This is a genomic window from Okeania sp. SIO2B9 (assembly GCF_010672505.1).
In the GTDB taxonomy this organism is placed as follows: Bacteria; Cyanobacteriota; Cyanobacteriia; order Cyanobacteriales; family Microcoleaceae; genus Okeania; species Okeania hirsuta.
Window position 1 is genome coordinate 1 of record NZ_JAAHGK010001312.1, and the last position, 2,074, is coordinate 2,074.

General features: G+C 39.4%; 2 protein-coding genes. Both read left to right on the forward strand.

Annotated features, from left to right (window positions below; translation table 11 throughout):
- Positions 1 to 324 precede the first annotated feature (324 nt).
- Positions 325 to 924: a pentapeptide repeat-containing protein gene (locus F6K13_RS30190; RefSeq protein WP_124154535.1), complete on the forward strand. Its 600-nt coding sequence runs from the start codon at positions 325 to 327 to the stop codon at positions 922 to 924.
- A 687-nt stretch (positions 925 to 1,611) separates the two neighbouring features.
- Entirely contained in the window at positions 1,612 to 1,911 is a 300-nt protein-coding gene (locus tag F6K13_RS30195) for an FAD-dependent oxidoreductase (protein ID WP_287289430.1), read from the forward strand.
- The last annotated feature ends 163 nt before the right edge of the window (positions 1,912 to 2,074 follow it).

Genomic DNA, 2,074 nt, shown 5'->3' on the forward strand with positions numbered 1-2,074 from the left:
TCAACAGGAAATGATTTTAGGGGAAGATGATGCGATCGCTCCTAGAGAATTTATTGATTGTGTGATTTTGGTTGGGGAGTTGTTGCGACCTATGGTAACAATTAATAATTAATAATTAATAGTTAATAATTAATTATTAGACATCTCCAGAAAATAAACTTACCCTTTATTTAACATAAGCTAGAGTTGTAAAAGTAAGTCCCCTAAATCATTTTTCGTAACTTTTTCCTAAAAATCTATTCCCTTTTGCCTGCTATGTGCAAAAAGTCTATATCTTTTTCGGAAATGTCTATTACCTCTGCTTAATTCCTTTTTGAAAATACCATGAATCAACTATTACCTTTAGATTTTTCTAACCAAGACTTACGACATCGTGATTTTCAAGGGCAAGACCTGACAGGAGCTAATTTTAGCGGTTCTGACTTGAGAGGTTGTAATTTTCAGGATGCTATCCTAGCAGAGGCAAATTTTCGAGGTGCAAGAATTGGACAATGTAGGAGCAAAATTAGGACTTTGATCGCTCGTTGTGCTGGAGCGGCGATCGCTGTTACTATTGCGAGTGCTTTTGCTAGTTTTGTTGCTGGTGAAATGGCAGGGGTTGCTGCTTTAATTGGAACTGGGGTTGTGGCGGTTGCCATTACTAATGCTGAGAATGAGATTATTGCTGCGGTTTTAACAGGTACTTCAGCTGTTATTGGTTCGAGTGGTATTATCTCTTTTTTTGCTGGAAATATACTTAAGGCATTGTTATTATTTTTGGGTTCTGGAATAGTTTTTGGATTGGCGATAATTTTGTTTTTTCAAGTTGTTATCAACTTGGAGAAGTTATCAAAAACATCTTTTGAGGATGCCAATTTAACTCATGCTATTTTTGATGAGGCAATTATTGAAGATTCTAATTTGTTCGAGTTTGTTAGTAACTAGAAAAATAGTGAGAAAATCAAAAACTTAAAATTAATAGACATCTGGTATAAATTACAGATGTAGAGAATTTTTTTTGCCTTTTTTCAGAAATTTTCTTCCCTGTTGCATATTGCCTAATTATGCAAAAAGTCTATTATTTTTCGGAGATGTCTAATACCAATTTGATCAATGTTTGCTATAAATAATATCATGTCCGCACTTTATTGTTTGTGTAAAACCAAGGGTGAATATCTACAGGAAATTTAGGTTTTTTCAAGCTTTTAAGCCTTCTTCCCTCTTCCTTCTTCCTTCTTCCTTCTTCCTTACCTTCACACTTACAATACCAATGCTACCGGACATGATATAACTAGGTTATTTATTAGGACTCAGTGGTAGGGATAAACCGCTATTTGCCCCTACAGGAGTCAGAATGAATTGCTTAGATTCTATTTTTTTAGGTCGTAAATTATCTTTTTAGTCAAAGGGACATCTCCTAAACCTGTCTTTTCATCACACTTATTATTCGTAACATTCTTTTTTGAAATTGCTATAATAATTAATAATTACCTCTTTTTCCAAAGAGTTGCCTGTTCCCTGCTATAAATTAATATAGCACTAGACAAAAAGGTTAGGACTTCCTTAATAAGCTGAAACAATGAAATATTAAGAATCAGCCTTTTGCGATAAAGTTCCACATCCCAAATAACCATGAGCAACAGTATATTAGACGATCGCTTTTTTACCAGACCCACCGATGGTCAAATTTTCTCATTTCCCATATTAATAGTGGGTGGTTCCACTGCAGCATATTCAGCTACCCTGGGTGCATTAAAAGCGGGTGCTAATGTTTGCCTCGTGCAACCAAAACAAATATTAGGCGGACAATTTACTACCCAAGCATTACCTGCTTCCACCCAAACCCGTTGTGGAACCCGCGGGCTCGGCCGATGGCCGCCGACGAGGCGATCCGGGCGAGGGCGGCCCGGAGCGAGGCCGGGGCGGCCCTAAGGGGATGCGCGGGTAGGTGGTTAGGTGGGGCTCCACCGGTTGCGGTAGTCGATGAGTCGGGCGGTGATGAGGATGGTGGTGGCGAGCTGGAGCGCGGCGTGGCGGTGGATATTCTTGCGGTCGGTGCTGCGGCGTAGCTGCCCGTAGTTCGACCACCAGGAGT

Coding starts and splice junctions, on each gene's coding strand:
- F6K13_RS30195 (WP_287289430.1), top strand. CDS start 1,612: ATGAGCAACAGTATATTAGACGATCGCTTTTTTACCAGACCCACCGAT.
- F6K13_RS30190 (WP_124154535.1), top strand. CDS start 325: ATGAATCAACTATTACCTTTAGATTTTTCTAACCAAGACTTACGACAT.